Below are 3,540 nucleotides of genomic sequence, written 5' to 3' on the forward strand. Positions count from 1 at the left end.
TGCGTCGTGGTGGTCACGACATGGGCATGCGGCAGCGGCGAGGCGTGCACGCCGCCCGCGACCAGCCCCGCGATATGGGCCATGTCGACATGGAGCCAGGCGCCGATCTCGTCGGCGATGGCGCGGAACGCCGCCCAGTCCCATTCGCGGCTGTAGGCGGTGCCGCCGGCGAGGATCAGCTTCGGCCGGTGCTCCAGCGCCTTGGCGCGGACGTCGTCCATGTCGAGCCGCTGGTCCTGGGCGCGCACGCCGTAGGAGACGACGTTGAACCACTTGCCCGACATGTTGACCGGCGAGCCGTGGGTGAGGTGGCCGCCCGAGTTGAGGTCGAGCCCCATGAAGGTGTCTCCGGGCTTGAGGAGCGCCAGGAACACCGCCTGGTTCATCTGGCTTCCCGAGTTCGGCTGGACGTTGGCGTAGTTGCAGTTGAAGAGCGCCTTGGCGCGCTCGATCGCCAGCGTCTCGGCGACGTCGACATACTGGCAGCCGCCGTAGTAGCGCTTGCCCGGATAGCCCTCGGCATATTTGTTGGTCAGCACCGAGCCCTGTGCTTCCAGCACCGCGAGCGAGACGATGTTCTCGGACGCGATCAGCTCGATCTCGTCGCGCTGACGGCCAAGCTCGTCGCGGATCGAGCCGAAAAGCTCGGGATCGCGGGAGGAAAGCGGTTCAGTGAAAAATCCGGTGTCGCGGATTGCGGTGTCCATAAGTCTCTCCTTGGTCAGCCGGTCCAGCCGAGGCCGGCGGCAATGCAGTGCATGGATTGCATCAGCGGCACCGAGATGCCGTTGCGTTTGGTGTCCTCGCGCACCTGGCGCAGAAGTTCGACCTGCAGGCCGTTGATCCGGTCGAGCTCCGGCCGCACCCGGTCGAACTGCTCGCGGAACTGCGGGAACCGCTCGGCGATGCCGCGCTGGCCGGTGAGGTCGAGGATCGCCGCCACCGTCGCCTCGTGCTCGCGCCGGACCTTGGCGAAGACCGCCTCGCGCGTCGCCGCGTCGCCGACAAGTGCTGCGTAATCGGCAGCGATCCGCATGTCGGACTGGTAGAGCGACTTCTCCACCTCGTCGACGATCAGCCGGAAGAGCCGCGAGCGGTCGAACATGTCGCGCAGAAGCCCGGCCCCCGCGCCCCCCCGCACCTTCACGAAGGCATCGAGCGCCGAGCCGATCCCGTACCAGCCGGTCAGCATGTGCCGGTTCTGCGACCAGGCGAAGACCCAGGGGATCGCCCTGAGATCCGCGAGCGTCATCGCCCCGAAGCGCCGCGCCGGACGCGAGCCGAGCTTCAGCGACGAAAGCTCCTCGACCGGGCTCGCCTCCTGGAAATAGCCGACGAAGCCCGGCATCCGCACCAGCCCGACATAGGCCGCCTGCGACATGCCCGACAGCGCCTCGAGCGCCTCGTCATGCTCGGGATCGTGGCCGCTCTCGCGCGTGAGCGGCGACAGCGCCGCATGGGTCAGGACCGAGGAGGCCAGAAGCTCCAGATGGTTGAGCGCGGTGCCGCGGTTGGCGTATTTCGACGACACCACCTCGCCCTGCTCGGTGAGCTTCATCATGCCGTCGATCGTGCCCGCGGGCTGCGCCGCGATGGCGCGCTCGGTCGGCGCGCCGCCGCGGCTGACCGAGCCGCCGCGGCCGTGGAAGAAGCCGGTGCGGTAGCCGAGCCCGGCCAGCCGCTCGCTGATCCGGCGCTGCGCCTTCTCAAGCTCCCAGGTCGAGCAGAAGAAGCCGCCGTCCTTGTTCGAATCCGAATAGCCGAGCATCACCTCGACCACGCCGCGCCGCTCCCGCGCGGCGGCGCGGGCCGCCCCCGAGGCCATCAGTTCGGCGAGGATCTCCGGCGCGGCGCGCAGATCGTCGATGGTCTCAAAGAGCGGCACGACGGCGAGTACCGGCCGGTCGGCGGGCAGGTCGCGCCCCGCCACCGCGTAACGGGCGAGGAGATAGACCGCGAGGATGTCCTCGGCCGAGCGGCTCATCGAGACGATGAACGGCCCGAACGCCTCGGGGTCGCGGCCCGGCTGCTGCATCAGCGCGAGAAGATCGAGAAGCTCCAGCGCCACCGGCCCGAGCGCGGCCCGGTCGACCACCGGCACCTCGTCGGCCGCAAGCGCCCGGCGCAGCGCGGCCGCCCCGTCCGCCGTTTCCGGCGCGGCGGCGATCCCGAGCGTGGCCCAGACCTCGGCAAGGACCGCGTTGATCACGGTCGAGTTCTGCCGCACGTCGAGCGAGGTGGCGCGGAAGCCGAAGACCTCGGCGCGCCAGCGCACCGGGCGGATCAGTTGCGCCGCAAGGTCGTCCGCCCCGATCGCGGCCAGCCCGGTCTCGACGACGATGAGATCGTCGACGAGTGCATGCGGTGCCGCATAGGCGGCGGCGCCGCCCGTGCCGGTCGCCTCGATCCGGATCATGATCGCGCTCACGGCCTGGCGGAAGACCTCGCCGGGATTGCGGGCCTCTAGCGTCGCGGCCGCCCCGCTCCGGGCGATGAGCGCGCCGAGCGCCGCGAGCGTCGGCGCCGGAATGTCGGCGATCCGGCGCGAGATCGAGAGCCGCTGCGCGGCGGTACGCAGCCCGTCGAGATGACAGGCGATTGCCGCGTCGCGGCCCATCACCAGCGCCCGCGCCGTGACCTCGGCGGTGACGTTCGGGTTGCCGTCGCGGTCGCCGCCGATCCAGGAGTGGAAGCGGATGCAGGGCCGGACCGGCGTCGCCGCGCCGGGGAAATGCCGCTCGCGCGCGTCACCGTACTGGTCGAAGAGCTGCGGCACCGCGTCGAAGATCGAGTTGCGGAAGAACTGCAGGCCCCAGGCGATCTCGTCCTCGAGGCTCGGCCGCTCGATCCGGAGCTCGCCGGTCAGCCACAGAAGGTCGATCTCTGCGCGGATCTCGTCGCCGTGGCGGGCCCGTTCGCGCGGGGTCCAGCGATGGGTCTCGAGCTCGACGAGCTTGCGGTAGATGCGGCGGTGGATCTCGAGGATCGTGACGCGCTTCGCTTCGGTCGGATGCGCGGTCAGCGTCGGCACCACCGCGAGCTTGCCGATCGCGGCGTCGATCGCGCCCCGGCCGAGCCCGCTCTGGCCGATCCGCTGGAAGGCGGCGGCGAAGGAGCCGGGCACCGCGTCGGGGCCCTCCTCGGCCTCGGTCCGGCGGCGGGCGCGGATGCGCGCGTTCTCGTCGGCGATCTTCTGGAGCTGGAACCAGATGTTCTGTGCCTGAAGATAGGGAACCGCCATCGGCCCGGCCGGGATCGGGCCGGTGCCGCCCGCCGTGAGCCAGTCTGCGACTTCCGGGGCCCTCCGCCCCACCACTTGCATCAGGAGGCGGTGGAGCAGGTCGCGCAGCTCGCGTGACGCGGCGGTCTGGGCGGGGGCGGGGTCTGTCTGGCTCACATGCGGTTCGGCGAGTTTCATCACGCAACCTTGTCTTGGGGTGTTTTTCCTTGGAAGTATTCGGTGAGGTTTTGGAGCACTCGGAACCCCATTCCTTCGCGGGTTTGGCGTGTTGCGGATCCGAGGTGGGGGAGCATGACGAG

General features: G+C 70.1%; 2 protein-coding genes and 1 pseudogene. All 3 read right to left on the minus strand.

Going from position 1 to position 3,540, the window contains the following annotated elements:
- A partial coding sequence (locus OM960_RS25215; protein ID WP_264773917.1) for a serine hydroxymethyltransferase occupies positions 1 to 707 on the minus strand: 707 nt, incomplete at its 3' end.
- Positions 708 to 721: 14 nt separating this feature from the next.
- Complete coding sequence (locus OM960_RS25220; protein ID WP_263340984.1) at positions 722 to 3,418, minus strand: phosphoenolpyruvate carboxylase; 2,697 nt, start codon at positions 3,416 to 3,418, stop codon at positions 722 to 724.
- A pseudogene (locus OM960_RS25225) lies at positions 3,418 to 3,540 on the minus strand (D-glycerate dehydrogenase); the annotation flags it as partial. The pseudogene OM960_RS25225 and the gene OM960_RS25220, both read right to left, overlap by 1 nt.

It is taken from the genome of Defluviimonas salinarum (genome assembly GCF_026013545.1).
Classification (GTDB): domain Bacteria; phylum Pseudomonadota; class Alphaproteobacteria; order Rhodobacterales; family Rhodobacteraceae; genus Albidovulum; species Albidovulum salinarum.